This is a genomic window from Mesorhizobium sp. WSM4844 (assembly GCF_055811775.1).
Genome location: NZ_JBVVQB010000004.1, coordinates 122,029 through 135,756, shown reverse-complemented (window position 1 = coordinate 135,756; position 13,728 = coordinate 122,029). Strand labels below are relative to the sequence as shown.

Sequence of the window (13,728 nt, the reverse complement as noted above, 5' to 3'; positions counted from 1 at the left end):
TGGCTGCTTGATCGGGCCCCCGGTCGGCCCGCGCTCCTCCAGAGGCGCGGGCCTCCAGTCCAAAGAGTAATTGGCGGCTTAAGGCTCAGTTTTGGAACGAGAATGCCGTGAGGGCGTTCGCCATAATTATCGCGAGCTGCCACAAGGCTCGCGGCAAAGAGAAGGAGAGCTGTCATGAACAATATCATCTGGCTGGTCGGGGCCGTCGTTATCGTAATTGCGATACTCAGCTTCCTTGGGCTTCGTTAGGTTTCGCCTTTAGCGACGCCTACGCCGAGCAAGTCGTAATTTGGGTCGTCTCTGGAAGCCTGAGGTTTGCAGGCGCAGCAGCTATTGGCGCTAACGAAACGACCCCGCTCTTTCACCGGCGAAGTTCCCTGCCCGATCCATACTCTCCCAGACCCAGCGCTCACGGGGATGAGCGGCGGCAGCCGGCTTGGCAAGCGGCCGGTTACGGTTGCTGCAGGACCAGATTGCGACTGGCCGGGTGCGGCGCCGATTGACGTTACTGTGCCTTTTCTTCATTCTCATACTGCTGCCTGCTCCGAGATTCAGCAATGAAGCGCAGTCTCGTTTTCGGTGTGATTGTGATCGCCGTCGTCGGCTTGCTGGGCGGCGCCGCACTTTTGATTGCCGGCCAGTCCAGAGTTTCGCAAGACGCGATCCAGTCGTCGGTTACCCGCACCGCTGAATTGATCGACAGCGCTTGGAAGCTGCCCGTGGCTGCCGCGTTCAATGCCGACGTCACATGGCAATCAAACGGATCAAGGTGTGGCCCGGCAAGTGTCGCCAACACATTCCGCTCCATCGGCGAGGAGGAGACAACCGAAGCCGAAGTCCTCGCTGGAACCGGAAAGTGCTGGACCGGCTTTTGCATCATCGGGCTCACGCTGGACGAGCTTGCCGAGGTCGCTCGAACGAACACCAAGCGGAAAGTCTCCGTGCTTCGGGATCTGAGCGCCGATGCATTTCGCGAGCACATGAAGCGCGCCAACGATCCCGGCCGCCGTTACATCGTCAACTTTACCCGTGAGAAGATTTTCGGCGCCGGCGCTGGCCATTTTTCCCCGGTCGGAGGATATCTGGAGGCCGAGGACATGGTTTTCGTCCTCGATGTAAACGAGGACTACAAGCCCTGGCTGGTCGAGCGAGAGCGCCTGTTCTCAGCCATGGACACAATCGATAGCGATGGCGACAAGAAACGCGGCTTGCTGCTGATCGAGTAGCATTGTCGCAAGCAGTGTCGATTGCCTCGCCTTCAATCGACCAGCACGGCGACCACGGCGGTGCAGTCGCCCGCCTTGACCAGTCCGGGGAAATGGCGGGCAGCCAATAGACCCGACATCCTTGCCTTGATCTCCTGAGGTGCGGCACCGGTGCGGCCAATGGAGTGGATGCGCGCCAGGACCTGGCCCTCCTCGACAGGCTCGCCGAGATCGATCATCGTTTCGATCATCCCGTCGTCCTCGGCGAACGAGAAGCAATCGCCCGACGGCATGTCGAGCCAGCGGGTCGGCTGCATCTCGACCGCACCGGCGACGATGCCGGCATGGCGCAGTACATTGAGCACGCCGCGACGGGCGATCCGCACCGTTTCCGCGCGCGAAGTCCCACCGCCGCCAAGCTCGGTGGTGATGAACAGCTTGCCCATCTCTTCGGCGGCAGTGTCGAACATGCCGACCGCATCGATCTCCAGCATCTTCATCGACCACGGCGCCGAGAACGCTTCGACCGCGGCGAACCCCTTCGCCTCCAACTCCTTGTCGGGCCGGATATGGGCGGCGCAGAACGGCACGAAGTCGAGCGTCTTGCCGCCGGAGTGGAAGTCGAGCGCGACGTCTGCGCGGGGGAGCAATTCTCGTTGAAAATAGTCCGCGATCTTCTCGGTCACCGTGCCGTCGGGCCGGCCGGGAAAGCTGCGGTTCAGATTGCCCTTGTCGATCGGCGAGGTACGGGTGCCGGCGCGGAACGCCGGATAGTTCATTGCCGGCACGATGATCACCGTCCCGCTGACTTGCTTGGGATCGAGCGTGCGGGCGAGATCGTAGAGCGCCAGCGGCCCCTCATATTCGTCGCCATGATTGCCGCCGGTGAGCAATGCGCTTGGCCCGCTGCCGTTGCGGATCACGCAGATCGGGATCATCACCGATCCCCAGGCGGAATCGTCACGGCTGTACGGCAGGCGCAGGAAACCGTGCTGCACGCCGTCGCGATCGAAATCGACGGTCGGCGTGATTGGCGATGGGCGAAGGCTGGACATCGGGCTCAATTCTTCACCACCAGTTTGCGCGGCACATTGGCCAGGCACTCGACCCCGGTCTCGGTGATCAGGATGGATTCGGTGATCTCCAACCCCATCGTCTCCAGCCACAGGCCGGTCATGAAATGGAAGGTCATCCCGGGCTTCAGCTCGGTGCGGTCGCCGGGGCGCAGGCTCATCGTGCGCTCGCCCCAATCCGGCGGATAGGAAAGCCCGATCGGATAGCCGGTGCGGTTGTCCTTGACGATGCCGTATCTCTTCAGCACCGCGAAGAAGGCGTTGGCGATGTCCTCGCATATATTGCCAGGCTTTGCCGCGGCCAACCCCGCCTCCATTCCCTCCAGTGTCGCCTTTTCGGCATCGAGGAATTCCTGCGTCGGCTTGCCGAGGAACACAGTCCGCGAAAGCGGACAATGGTAGCGGTTGTAGCAGCCGGCGATCTCGAAGAAGGTGCCCTCGCCCGATTTCATCGGTCGGTCGTCCCAGGTCAGATGCGGCGCCGACGCATCGGCGCCCGACGGCAGCAGCGGCACGATCGCCGGGTAGTCGCCGCCAATCTTTCCCTCTGGCCCGTCGACGCCGCGCGTGCCCGCATCATAGATCTCGGCGACCAGATCGCATTTGCGCATGCCGACTTCGATCTTGTCGACGATGCGCTGGTGCATCGCTTCGACGATGCGGGCGGCCTTGCGCATGTAATCGATCTCGGTCGGGCTCTTCACCGCTCGCTGCCAGTTGACGAGTGCCGTAGCGTCGACGAAGCGGGCGTTGGGCAGGTGTTTCTGCAGCGAAGCGAAGGCGGCGGCCGAGAACCAGTAATTGTCCATCTCGACGCCGATGCTGAGCTTGCCCCAGCCGCGATCGGCCAGCACCTGCGACAGAAAATCCATCGGGTGGCGTTCGGTCGACTGCACATAATGGTCGGCATAGCCAACGATGTTATCGTGCGCGAGATAGGCGGTGCGCTTGGCGCCGTTGGCGTCCTGGCCGCGCCCGTACCACACCGGTTCGCCCGACGGCGGCACGATGACGGCCTGGTGCACATAGAACGACCAGCCATCATAGCCGGTCAGCCAGGCCATATTGGACGGATCGCTGACAACAAGCAGATCGACGCCCTTGGCTTCCATGGCCTTCCGAGTCTTGGCGAGGCGATCCGCATATTCGCCGCGCGAGAATTTCAAATTGGGCTGCATTGTTCTTGGTCCTCGTTTGTTGGGCCTTGCGGCCGGTATCAGCTTTCGAAAATTGTCCCGGTGTTGGCCGCCTGGGCACGGTCGCGGGCGAGCGTGGCGATCGCCGTGTCCTGCACGCCGGTGCCGGTGAGGTCCGCGATGGTGATGTCGCTGTCCGAACGGCGGCCATGTCTATCGCCGGCGATGATCTGGCCGAGCTCTGTGATCTCGGCATCGGCTGCCATCACCCCCGTCGCGATGGCATGATGCAATTCGCCCAGCAGCCGCGTCTGCTTCGCGCTGTCGGCGACGTAGAGATCGGCCATGCGCAGGATCGCCGGCGCGATCTCGTTCTTGTGCTCGGCGTCCGAGCCCATAGCGGTGATGTGCTGGCCGGCCGAGACGAAGCCGGCCTTGATCAGCGGTTCGGTCGACGGCGTCGTGGTGACGATGATGTCGGCGCCGGCCGCCGCCGTGGCCGCGTCGGGCTCGGCGCGCACGACGATGCCCAGTCTTTCGCGCAATGCATCCGCCGCGGCTTCGGCCTTGACGGCGTCCCTGGCCCAGATGCGGGCCTCGGCGATCGGCCGCACCAGCATAAGCGCCTCGAGCTGCAGCCCCGCCTGGACGCCGGCGCCGAAGATCGCGGCGACAGAGGAGTCGGTTCGCGAAAGATGTTTCGCCGCGACCGCTCCGGCCGCCGCCGTGCGGATGTCGGTCAAATAGCCATTGTCGAGCAGCAGCGCCTCGACCAGCCCGGTTTTTGACGACAGCAGCACCATCATGCCGTTGACGCTGGGCAGGCCGAGCTTCGGATTGTCGAAGAAGCCGGGACTGATCTTGATGGCAAAACCGTCGATGCCAGGCACGTAGGCGGTCTTGACGTCGACCTCGCCGCGATGCTCGGGAATGTCGAGCCGCAGGATCGGCGGCATCGCCACCGGCAAGGTGGCAAGCGCTCGGAACGCATTTTCGACGCAGGCGACGGCATCGAGATCGAGCTTCACGATCGCGCGCAATTCGGCTTCGGTGAGTATCGTCATCCGGCTCATGCGGCGCTCTCCTCAATTGCTTCGCGACAAACGACTTTCCTGTGCAGCGTCATGTCGATGTTGCGGCCCGACAGAATGAGCACAGTGGGGCCGCTCGCCCCGACCTTGCCGGCAAGCACGGCGGCGATGCAAACCGCGCCGGCGCCTTCGACGATCTCGCGCTCCTGATCATAGGCATGGCGGATGCCGGTGGCGATCTCGTCCTCGCTGAGCAGGATTACGTCGTCGAGCAGGTCGCGGCACATCGAGAAGGTCAGCCGGTTGTCGAGGCCGATACCGCCGCCGAGCGAATCCGCCAGCGTCGGCAGTTCCTCGACCAAAACCGGATGTCCGGCATCGAGACTTGCCTTCATCGCCGCACCTCGCGTCATCGAAACGCCGATGACCCTGGTGCCGGGGCTGACGCCCTTCACGGCAACGGCGACACCCGCCGCCAGCCCACCGCCGGACAGCGGCACCAGCACCAGGGCGGCGTCCGCAACCTGCTCGATGATTTCCAGCCCGAGCGTGCCTTGCCCGGCGATGATATCGGGATGGTCGAAGGGCGGCAGCATGATCAGGCCGTCTTCCGCGACCAGCCGGTCGACCTCTTTCTGCGCATCGTCCTGGCTGTTGCCGACGATGCGGATCTCGGCGCCGAGCCGGCGGATTTCGTCGAGCTTATTCTGCGGCACCAGTCGTGACATGCAGATCGTCGCACGCATGCCTTCGAGCTTTGCCGCATGAGCCAGCGCCCGGCCGTGATTGCCGGTCGAGGCGGCGACCACGCCGCGCGCCTTCTCCTCGGCGTTCAGCGAAGCGATGGCGTTCGAGGCGCCGCGCAACTTGAAGCTGCCGGTCGTCTGCCGATGTTCGAGCTTGAGATAAACGGGCGCGCCCAAGTGCCCGGAAAGACTCGGGGAAAGCACGGTCGGCGTGCGCTCGACCTTGCCTGCGACGCGCTCGCGGGCGGCGCGGATATCGGCAAGGGTGATTGAGGTAAATGGCATGAGTTGGCGCTGCCCCTCACCTGCCTGCCGGCATCCTCTCCCCGTGAACGGGGAGAGGGGTGCTCTCATCGACGGCTTCGCCAACCAATGACGTCGCAGAATAGAGTGCGAAGCAGCAGCCAGTCCCCTTCTCCCCGTTCACGGGGAGAAGGTGCCGGCAGGCGGATGAGGGGCGGCGCTGACTTATCAAGCCTGACCTCCTCGCTTCGACATCTCACCTTCTGGCAACGGCAGCGTCATGAGACGGCCGAATTCGGCGCGCCGCTCCTCGTCGCCGCAAAGCCGCAGGCAGTTCCAGGCCGTTGCCTGATTGCTGGTGACGACCGGGCGGCCGATCGCCTCCTCCATGCCGACGACGGCAAGTGCGGCCCGCAACGCCGTGCAGGAGACGAACAGCGCGTCCGCTTGCGCGTCGGTCGTATTGGCTGCCAGATCGACCAGCGTGGCCGGTGCAATCCGCGCCATCTCGCGGTCGTCGTCGAAGCCGAGACAGGTAAAACTGGCGATCTCGAAACCGTGCGCCGCGAAATAGACGGACATCGGCCGGCTGGTCTCGACCGTGTAGGGAGTAAGAATACTGATCGTCCTGGCGCCCAGCGCCTTCAAGCCGTGCACCCCTGCCATCGGCGGCGTAACCACGGGTACGCCGGGCTTGGCCGCCTGCACCGCCGCCTCGATCTCGGCATCGCCGATGACGACCGAGGCTGAGGTGCAGGAATAGCAGACCGCGTCGAGCGGCTCATCGGGCAGGATGAGCGCGGCGCCCGCCGTCAGCGACGGCTGCATCTTGCGCAAATTGTCCGGCGTCGTCGGATTGGCATAGGGAATGCGCGCGACATAGACGCCGATCCGGTCGCTTGCCACCATGCGACGAAAATCCGGTTCGGTCGTATGGTCGGTGGCAAGGATGATCAGGCCGACGCGCTTTTCCAGCGGACGCGCGTCGAGCGCCGGCCGTGTCGAGTGCAAGCGGATGTCGACTGCAGCGGTCACCATGCGCTCCTTGCCAACGGTTTGGTCGAAGGAACTGTCATTTTTCAATGCGCCCGTAGCGGCGTTCCAGCCAGCGCAGCAGCACGACCGAGAACAGGCTGATGACGAGGAAGAAGGCGCCGACCAAGGTCATCGGCTCGACATAGCGGTAGTAGGTGTTGGCGACGCTCTTGGCCTGGTTCATCAGTTCCAGCACGGTGATCGCCGACAGCAGCGGCGTCTCCTTGAACATGGCGATAAAATAGTTGGCAAGCGCCGGGATCATCGGCGGGATCGCCTGCGGCATGATGATGTGGGTCCAGGTCTGCCTGGCGTTGAGATTGCAGGCCTTGGCGGCTTCCCACTGGCCGCGCGGCACATTGTCGATGCCGGCGCGATAGACCTCGGCCGTGTAGGTGCCGTAATGCAGCCCGAGGCCGATGACGCCCGCCACCAGTGGCGGCAGCAGGATACCGATGTCCGGCAGCACGTAGAAGATGAAATACAGCTGCACCAAGAGCGGCGTGCCGCGAATGAACTCGGCGAGGAAGCCGACGCTGCGCGACAAGCCCTTGTTCGGCGAGCGCCGCGCCAGCGCGATGGCCAACCCCACGATCGCGGCCAGGACCGAGCCGAGCAGCGTCGCCAGGATGGTGATCTTCACGCCCTCGATCAGGGTCGGCATGATCTCCCAGACGAAATTCCAATCCCACTCCATTACGAGGCCCGATCCATCAGACGCGCACCCCGTCGAGGCCGCGCGCCATGCGGCGTTCCAGCGAACGCACGCCCCAGGAAATGATCAGCGCAAGGGCGAAATAGATGACGAGAATGGTGGTGAACGGCACCAGCGTGTTGCCGGTCTGCGAGCGCACGACCTGGGCCTGGAAGGTCAGGTCGGTGAGCGAGATCAGCGAAACCACGGCGGTGGCCTTGAGCAATTCGATGGCGTTATTGCCGAAGGTCGGCAGCATCACCAGCAGCGCCTGCGGCAGGATGACATGGCGCATGGCTTGCCAGCGGCCGAGATTGACCGCGGTGCAGGCCTCGTACTGTTCGCGGCCGATCGACTGGATGGCGCCGCGCACCACCTCCGCGCCGTAGGCGCCGACATTGAGGCCAAGCGCCAGCACGCCGGCCTGCAGCGGCGTCAGCGAAATGCCGATGAAGGGCAGCACGAAATAGGCCCAGAACAGCTGCACGAAGATCGAGGTGCCGCGGAAGAATTCGATATAGGCGGTGGCCAGCGCCCGAATGGCGAAAAAACGCGACAGCCGCCCCAGCCCGGCGAGAAAGGCCATGATCAGGGCAAGCACCGACCCCATCAGCGTCAGCTCGATGGTAACAAGCGCTCCCTGCAATATCAGGCCGAAATAGCCGGACCATTGGGTCATGAAGTTCGAATTTCCAGCGTTTTACGGTTATAGTCTTGGCCTCTTCTCCCCGTTCACGGGGAGAAGATGCCGGCAGGCAGATGAGGGGCAGAGCCAATTTGGCAGAACTGGCGCTGCCCCTCATCCGGCCTTGTTTGTGCATGTCGTTATCCCAAAACCGCTGCGCACTTTTGGGCGACATGCATTCGTGACACCTTCTCCCCGTGAACGGGGAGAAGGAAAAAGGCGCCTATTTTGCCGAGCAGAGCTTGTCGCGGCTCGTCGACATCGCCGCCGCGGCCGAAAAACCGTAGGGCTCGATGATCTTGGCGAATTCGCCGGACTCCTTCAGCTTGGCCAATTCGACGTCATAGGCGTCGCGCAGCGCCTCATCGCCCTTCTTGAACGCCGCGCCGTCGCAATAGACCGGCGCGCCGACCACCGGGGCGACGACTTCGAGATTCGAATCGTTGGCCTTCTTGACCAGATCGTTGATCGACAGCACCGGCAGGGAATAGGCGTCGATGCGGCCGTCCTGCAGCATCTTCAGGCCGCTCTGGCCATCCGGCACGACGATGACGCGGTCACGCGGCACGCCGGCAGTGAGCGCCAGCTTCTCCTCGGTGCCGCCGCCCGGCGCCCCGATCGTTGCGGTGGCATCGTTGGCGACATCCTCATAGCTCTTGAAGCCCTTCGGGTTGCCCTTCTTGACCAGCATTGCCTCGGCGTCGCACAGCACCGGCTCCGAATAAGCGACAGCCGCGCAGCGCTCCGGTTTCATGAACAGGCCGGCGGTGACGACGTCGAAACGGCCGGCCTGCAGGCCGGGGATCATCGCGCCATATTCCGAAATCGAGGCGACGATGTCGTTGACACCAAGACGCTTGAAGATTTCACGGGCCACATCGGGCGCCGCACCCGAGACCTTGCCGTCGGCAGCAACCGCCGTATAGGGCGGCTCGTTGGCGATGGCGACACGGGCAAAGCCCTGTGCCTTGAGCTCTTCGAGCTTGCTGTCGTCGGCCGATCCCGCGGTCGAAGCGGCCAGGATTGCGGTCAGTGCAACACCGGCGACGCCGGCCAGAATGCCAAGTTTCTTCATTGTTCCCAACTCCTTGTTTCTCTTTTGGTTTGGTCGTTCCACGGGACGGCTTCGCCGCCCTGGGAGGACGGCGCTGCCGCCCGGGGCATGGCAGTCAGACGCGATGTCCGGCCGCGATGATCTTCTTCAGGAAAGCTTGCGTACGCTCCTGCTTGGGGTTGCGGAAAATCTCGTCCGGCTTGCCTTCCTCGACGATCTTGCCGCGGTCGAAGAACAGAACCCGGTCGGCGAAATCATGGGCAAAACCCATTTCGTGGGTGACCAGCAGCATGGTCATGTCGGTCTCCGAGCACAGCCGCCACAACACGTTCAGCACCTCCTCGACCAGTTCCGGATCGAGCGCCGATGTCACCTCGTCGAACAGCATGATCCTGGGCTGCAGCGCCAAGGCGCGAGCGATGGCAACGCGCTGCTTCTGGCCGCCGGAAAGCTGCGCCGGCATCGCTTTCGCCTTGTCGGCCATGCCGACCATATCGAGCAGTTCCATCGCCCGTTTTTCGGCGGTGGCGCGCGGCATGCCCTTGGTCAGGATCGGCGCCAGCGTGACGTTGTCGATGACGCTCTTGTGCGGAAACAGGTTGAACAGCTGGAAGACCATGCCGATCTTCTGGCGCATTCTTGCCAGATGCCGTTCGTCGGCAGGCAGCAACTGGCCGTTGCGCTCCATGTGGTAAAGCTGCTCGCCGTCGATCTGGATGTGGCCGCTGTCGATCCTCTCCAGCGTCATCAGGATGCGCAGGATCGTCGTCTTGCCGGAGCCGGATGGGCCGATCAGCGCAAGCTTTTCGCGCGGCATGACCTGCATCGACAGTCCGTCCAGCACCTTGAAGGTGCCGAAGCTTTTCGAAATGGCGTCGATCTTGATGATGGGCGCGGACAAAGAATTCCCCCGTGCTGGAGAAGCTGTGCCTTAACGATGGGGAACGCGCCAAATCATGTCAATCAGGAAAATAAACTCATGACAATGTTTCTGGCTCCGCAGAATTTCGCGGCAATGTCTGCCTAGATCGCCAGCAGCAGATGCTCCGGGTCGCCGAGCAGAAGCTTGGTGACAACGCTGAGGCCGGCGCGCAGCTCCCCCTCGGTTGTCGAGCCCAGCGAGATGCGCACTGCCGGTTGCCAGGGCGCCGCCGAGATGCGGAACGATGTGCCTGGTGCGATCGCAACGCCCTGCAGGCGGGCCTGTGAGACGAAGCCCTCCTCGGCGCGGTCGCCGGGCAGTTCCAGCCACAGATGCAGCCCGTCGCGATGGACGCGGTAGTCGACCCCGGCAAGCACCTGGGCGGCAATCTCCTGCCGCCGCCGCAGCGCCGACCGTTGCCAGCGGACGAGTTCCATCGCCGTGCCGTCGGTCACCCATTTTGTCGCGATCTCCGCCACCATCGGCGTCGCCATCCAGTTGGAGACGAGATGCCGGTTGGCGACGGCAGCGACATAGCGGTCGGGCGCCGCGAGATAACCGATGCGCAGGCCTGGCAGCACGATCTTGGTGAAGGAGGTGACGTAGAGCGTGCGCTCGGGCGCGAAGGCGGCGACCGGCGGCGGACGGCCCTCGACCAGCGGCCCGAGCACGTCGTTCTCGATGATGGCGATGTCGTGCCTGCGCGCCACCGCAGCGATCTGCTCGCGCCGCGCGGCATTCATCAATGTTGCAGTCGGATTGATCACCGAGGGCTGCACGAACACGGCGCGGATGTCGGAAAGCCGGCACGCCTCGTCGAGCGCCTCCGGGATCAGGCCGTTGTCGTCGATCGGCAGACCCTCGAGGTTGAAGCCGAGATAGCGCGCCAGCGGGATCAGCGTGTGATGGCCGATCGCCTCGGTGGCGACGGTCGAACCCGGCGGCGCCACGCTCATCAGCGCCACCGTCATGCCGGCCGTGGCGCCGTTGGTCAGGCTGACATTCTGCGCCGACACGTCGAGACCGCACAGCCGCAGCCATTCGACCGCCACGGCACGGTGGCGCGGAAACACCATGTTCGGCCGGAACGACAGCGCCGAGGTCGACGGCAGGTTCTCGGCGAGCCAGCCCAGCGCCTGCTTCAACCTCTCCAGATGCATCGGCTCGCAGACCGGCTTCAGGATCGACAGGTCGATGACCTCGCCAAGGCGCTCCGGCAGATAGGGCGGCTCCGGCTCGCGTCGCTGCGTCTGCACGAAGCTGCCGCGGCCGATCTCGCCGGAGACCAGGCCCCGGCGGATCAGCTCCTCATAGGCGCGGCTGACTGTCTGCACCGAAAGCTTCAAATCGTCGGCCAGCCGGCGATGCGTCGGCAGCCGCGCGCCGTTGGCCAGCCGTCCGTCATGAATGGCGCGCGCGAACTGGTCGGCGAGCGATTGATAGGCCGGCCGCCGGATAAGCGCGGGATCTGGACGCCACAATGTCATGACATATTAGAGATCGAAATCAGTGCAATTGACAATCGAAATAATGCGCCGTCATGGTGTCGCGGAAAAAAGTGGACGCTCATGGCCGCATTGAAACTGGATCAGATCGACCTGAAAATCCTCGACGCGGTTCAGCGCGACGGGCGCATCACCAAGCTGGCGCTCGCCGACAAGGTCGGCCTGTCGCCGACGCCGTGCTGGATGCGGTTGCGCAAGCTGGAAAAGGCCGGCATCGTCTCCGGCTATCACGCCAAGGTTGCAATGCGCGCCGTCGCGCCGGTCGCCATCGTCCTGATGGAGGTGACGCTGGCCAGCCACCGCCAAGCCGATTTCGACCGTTTTGAGCGCGTCATCCGCGACGTCCCCGAAATCGTCGCATGCTGGTCGGTGGGCGGCGGCGTCGACTATCTGCTGAAAGTGATGGCGCGCGACATCGACGCCTATCAGCGGCTGGTCGACGCCCTGCTCGAACGCGAGATCGGCATCGACCGTTATTTCACCTACATCGTCACCAAGACGGTGAAGGAGGAGGTCGCCTTGCCGGTGGCCGATCTGCTGCCGGTGTCAACGTGAGGCCTGGGGAAATCGAAAAGGGCCCCCTCATCCGGCCGCTTCGCGGCCACCTTCTCCCCGGTGGGGAGAAGAGGCTGGCGCCGGCGCTGGCAATCTCCTCTCCCCCGAGGGGAGAGGTCGGATTGCCCCGAATTGCCCTTTGCAATTCGGTTGGCAATCCGGGTGAGGGGGCACTTCCTCGATGAGATAGCCCAGCCTATAAGCTGAACAGATTGTCTGCCCGAGCAGCCCAATAGAGACAATCTCTCTACGCGTGCGCTCCGAAACAGCCTCTCTGTCTGCGCCGCGCGCATAGTCTCTCCGCATCACTCCGAAACCGGGAGACCTCGAACATGTCCGCGCATTTTGCCCGCCCACAACGCCACGAAGCGCTTGACCGGCTCGCCGACCGCCGGCTGCTGCGCCAACTCGCCTATGTCGACGGCCACTGGACGGCGAGTGAAGCCGCCGAGAGTTTTGGGGTGACCGACCCTGCTACAGGCGCCACCGTTGCCTGGGTTGCCGCGCTCGATGCCAGGCAGACGAGCAAGGCGATCGACGCGGCGGCGCGCGCCTTTCCCGCCTGGCGCGCGGCCCTCCCACAGGAACGCGCAAGAATCCTGCGAAAATGGTTCGATCTGATCATCGCCGCCAAGGACGATCTGGCGCTGTTGATGACGCTCGAGCAGGGCAAGCCGCTTAGGGAATCGCTTGGCGAGATCGACTACGCCGCCTCCTTCGTCGAATGGTACACCGAGGAGGCAAAGCGCCTCAACGCCGAAAGCGTCACCAGCCATTTGCCAAACGCCGAGATGATGGTGCGGCGCGAACCGCTCGGCGTCGTCGGCGTCGTCACGCCGTGGAATTTTCCCGCAGCCATGCTGACCCGCAAGGCGGCGGCCGCGCTTGCCGCCGGCTGCACCATCGTCGCGCATCCTTCGTCGGAAACGCCGCTGTCGGCACTGGCGCTGGCCGAGCTCGGCGAACGCGCCGGCCTGCCGGCTGGCGTCTTCAACGTTCTCACCGGCAAGGCCTCGACCATCGTTGGGCGGATGTGCGAAGATCCGCGCGTCCGCGCCATGAGCTTCACCGGCTCGACCGAGATCGGCAGGCTTATCGCCGCGCAAAGTGCGCCGACGATGAAGCGGCTGGTCATGGAGCTTGGCGGCCACGCGCCGCTGATCGTCTTTGCCGACGCCGATCTCGACAAGGCGGTGACGACAGCCGTCGACGCCAAATTCGCCACTTCCGGCCAGGATTGCCTTGCCGCCAACCGCATCTATGTCCAGCGCCCGATCTACGACCGTTTCTGCGCCGCTTTCGCCAGGCGCATCGAGGCGCTGCGGACCGGCAATGGCCTGGCCGGAGACACCGACATCGGGCCGTTGATGCATGAGCGCGGTGTCAAGAAGGTCGAGGAGCAAGTCGCCGATGCGCTCGCCCATGGCGCGCGCTGCCTCACCGGCGGCGGCAGACATCCGGCCGGACCGCTGTTCTACCGGCCGACCCTGCTCGCCGATGTCACCGACGATGCGCTGATCATGCGCGAGGAAACCTTTGGTCCGGTCGCCGCGGTGACGCCCTTCGACAGCGAGGACGAGGTCATCGCCCGCGCCAACGCCACCGAATACGGGCTCGTCGCCTATGTCGTCACCGAGAACGGCGGCCGCCAATTGCGCATGGGCCGTGCACTCGACTACGGTATGGTCGCCATCAACCGCGTCAAGATCACCGGCGCGCCGATTCCGTTCGGCGGCGTCAAGCAGTCCGGCATCGGTCGCGAGGGCTCGCGCCACGGGCTCGAAGCCTTTACCGATCTTAAATATCTCTGCCTGGACGTAGCGTAAGCCGCGCCGGAGACATTT

Annotated in this window: 13 protein-coding genes; 3 read left to right on the top strand and 10 right to left on the bottom strand. The window is 64.1% G+C overall.

From position 1 onward, the window contains the following. Positions 1–557 precede the first annotated feature (557 nt). Entirely contained in the window at positions 558–1,226 is a 669-nt protein-coding gene (locus AC0L2A_RS05625; RefSeq protein WP_473607926.1) for a phytochelatin synthase family protein, read from the top strand. A gap of 32 nt (positions 1,227–1,258) precedes the next feature. On the opposite strand, the gene doeB is transcribed toward AC0L2A_RS05625, so the two are convergent. From doeB to ehuR, 10 genes are all read right to left on the bottom strand, one after another. Continuing rightward, complete coding sequence (doeB, locus tag AC0L2A_RS05620; protein WP_473607927.1) at positions 1,259–2,260, bottom strand: N(2)-acetyl-L-2,4-diaminobutanoate deacetylase DoeB; 1,002 nt, start codon at positions 2,258–2,260, stop codon at positions 1,259–1,261. A gap of 5 nt (positions 2,261–2,265) precedes the next feature. Then, positions 2,266–3,456, bottom strand: a complete 1,191-nt coding sequence (gene doeA / locus AC0L2A_RS05615) for an ectoine hydrolase DoeA (RefSeq protein ID WP_473607928.1) — start codon at positions 3,454–3,456, stop codon at positions 2,266–2,268. Between the two features lie 38 nt (positions 3,457–3,494). Next, positions 3,495–4,487, bottom strand: coding sequence for an ectoine utilization protein EutC (eutC, locus tag AC0L2A_RS05610; protein WP_473607930.1), 993 nt, complete (start codon positions 4,485–4,487; stop codon positions 3,495–3,497). Next, the gene (gene eutB / locus AC0L2A_RS05605; protein ID WP_473607931.1) at positions 4,484–5,476 is read right to left on the bottom strand and encodes a hydroxyectoine utilization dehydratase EutB; all 993 of its coding nucleotides are present in this window, start codon (positions 5,474–5,476) and stop codon (positions 4,484–4,486) included. Before eutB ends, eutC begins: the two co-directional genes overlap by 4 nt. Positions 5,477–5,662: 186 nt before the next feature. Continuing rightward, on the bottom strand, positions 5,663–6,469 hold the full coding sequence (eutA, locus tag AC0L2A_RS05600; protein WP_473607932.1) for an ectoine utilization protein EutA: 807 nt from the start codon (positions 6,467–6,469) through the stop codon (positions 5,663–5,665). Positions 6,470–6,506: 37 nt separating this feature from the next. After that, the gene (gene ehuD / locus AC0L2A_RS05595) at positions 6,507–7,166 is read right to left on the bottom strand and encodes an ectoine/hydroxyectoine ABC transporter permease subunit EhuD (RefSeq protein ID WP_091600368.1); all 660 of its coding nucleotides are present in this window, start codon (positions 7,164–7,166) and stop codon (positions 6,507–6,509) included. A 16-nt stretch (positions 7,167–7,182) separates the two neighbouring features. Further along, complete coding sequence (ehuC, locus tag AC0L2A_RS05590) at positions 7,183–7,842, bottom strand: ectoine/hydroxyectoine ABC transporter permease subunit EhuC (RefSeq protein ID WP_287174034.1); 660 nt, start codon at positions 7,840–7,842, stop codon at positions 7,183–7,185. 229 nt (positions 7,843–8,071) lie between these two features. Then, on the bottom strand, positions 8,072–8,923 hold the full coding sequence (ehuB, locus tag AC0L2A_RS05585) for an ectoine/hydroxyectoine ABC transporter substrate-binding protein EhuB (protein WP_473607933.1): 852 nt from the start codon (positions 8,921–8,923) through the stop codon (positions 8,072–8,074). Positions 8,924–9,017: 94 nt separating this feature from the next. Beyond that, on the bottom strand, positions 9,018–9,803 hold the full coding sequence (gene ehuA, locus AC0L2A_RS05580) for an ectoine/hydroxyectoine ABC transporter ATP-binding protein EhuA (protein WP_473607934.1): 786 nt from the start codon (positions 9,801–9,803) through the stop codon (positions 9,018–9,020). A 122-nt stretch (positions 9,804–9,925) separates the two neighbouring features. Next, positions 9,926–11,311: a MocR-like ectoine utilization transcription factor EhuR gene (gene ehuR / locus AC0L2A_RS05575; RefSeq protein ID WP_023797845.1), complete on the bottom strand. Its 1,386-nt coding sequence runs from the start codon at positions 11,309–11,311 to the stop codon at positions 9,926–9,928. Positions 11,312–11,401: 90 nt separating this feature from the next. Between ehuR and AC0L2A_RS05570 the strand changes: the two genes are divergently transcribed. Then, positions 11,402–11,884, top strand: a complete 483-nt coding sequence (locus tag AC0L2A_RS05570; protein WP_473607946.1) for an Lrp/AsnC family transcriptional regulator — start codon at positions 11,402–11,404, stop codon at positions 11,882–11,884. Between the two features lie 332 nt (positions 11,885–12,216). Beyond that, a complete protein-coding gene (locus AC0L2A_RS05565; RefSeq protein WP_473607935.1) occupies positions 12,217–13,710 on the top strand; it encodes an NAD-dependent succinate-semialdehyde dehydrogenase in 1,494 nt (497 codons plus the stop codon). The last annotated feature ends 18 nt before the right edge of the window (positions 13,711–13,728 follow it).

Excerpts from the sequence above, each read along its gene's own strand:
- ehuR (WP_023797845.1), bottom strand. The coding sequence starts at position 11,311 with ATGACATTGTGGCGTCCAGATCCCGCGCTTATCCGGCGGCCGGCCTAT.
- doeA (WP_473607928.1), bottom strand. The coding sequence starts at position 3,456 with ATGCAGCCCAATTTGAAATTCTCGCGCGGCGAATATGCGGATCGCCTC.
- eutB (WP_473607931.1), bottom strand. The coding sequence starts at position 5,476 with ATGCCATTTACCTCAATCACCCTTGCCGATATCCGCGCCGCCCGCGAG.
- doeB (WP_473607927.1), bottom strand. The coding sequence starts at position 2,260 with ATGTCCAGCCTTCGCCCATCGCCAATCACGCCGACCGTCGATTTCGAT.
- eutC (WP_473607930.1), bottom strand. The coding sequence starts at position 4,487 with ATGAGCCGGATGACGATACTCACCGAAGCCGAATTGCGCGCGATCGTG.
- ehuB (WP_473607933.1), bottom strand. The coding sequence starts at position 8,923 with ATGAAGAAACTTGGCATTCTGGCCGGCGTCGCCGGTGTTGCACTGACC.
- ehuD (WP_091600368.1), bottom strand. The coding sequence starts at position 7,166 with ATGGAGTGGGATTGGAATTTCGTCTGGGAGATCATGCCGACCCTGATC.
- ehuC (WP_287174034.1), bottom strand. The coding sequence starts at position 7,842 with ATGACCCAATGGTCCGGCTATTTCGGCCTGATATTGCAGGGAGCGCTT.
- AC0L2A_RS05625 (WP_473607926.1), top strand. The coding sequence starts at position 558 with ATGAAGCGCAGTCTCGTTTTCGGTGTGATTGTGATCGCCGTCGTCGGC.
- AC0L2A_RS05565 (WP_473607935.1), top strand. The coding sequence starts at position 12,217 with ATGTCCGCGCATTTTGCCCGCCCACAACGCCACGAAGCGCTTGACCGG.